This is a genomic window from Oleiphilus sp. HI0123, assembly GCF_001635315.1.
This window is the reverse complement of sequence record NZ_LWGE01000044.1, coordinates 1-383: the sequence shown is the minus strand read 5'-3', so window position 1 is coordinate 383 and position 383 is coordinate 1. Positions and strand designations below refer to the sequence as shown.

At 44.1% G+C, this 383-nt stretch carries 1 protein-coding gene; it reads left to right on the top strand.

Features of this window, described 5'->3' with window-relative positions:
* Positions 1-89 precede the first annotated feature (89 nt).
* A partial coding sequence (locus tag A3761_RS00495; RefSeq protein ID WP_156491455.1) for a hypothetical protein occupies positions 90-383 on the top strand: 294 nt, incomplete at its 3' end.

Genomic DNA, 383 nt, shown 5'->3' with positions numbered 1-383 from the left:
TGCTCAAAACAGCAAGACGGTCACAGCTGCTGATCAAAATGCCAAATTCCGGGCTTCATCTAATCGAGCAAATGAGTTATAGCGACTTTATGAATAAGTTTATTCGATCAGATCGCGCCCGGTTTTCTCAGATCTCTGCTCAGCTCATGCGGGTTGAAAAACATGATCTGGCCCAATACTTGGCAGACGTTAGGCAAACTTGTGCTTTGGATGAATTGGATCGTGAGGATTACGAGTTATTCAAATCCATTATGTATGAGCCGTTTTTGATATTCCCTGAAGGCTCTCGTTCATATGTTGCCAAGGACGGAAGTGTCACAATGAAGTATGTCAGCCCTCGGTTCGTGCAAGCCTATTTTAGGCCTGATGATGTGGTTTTACCT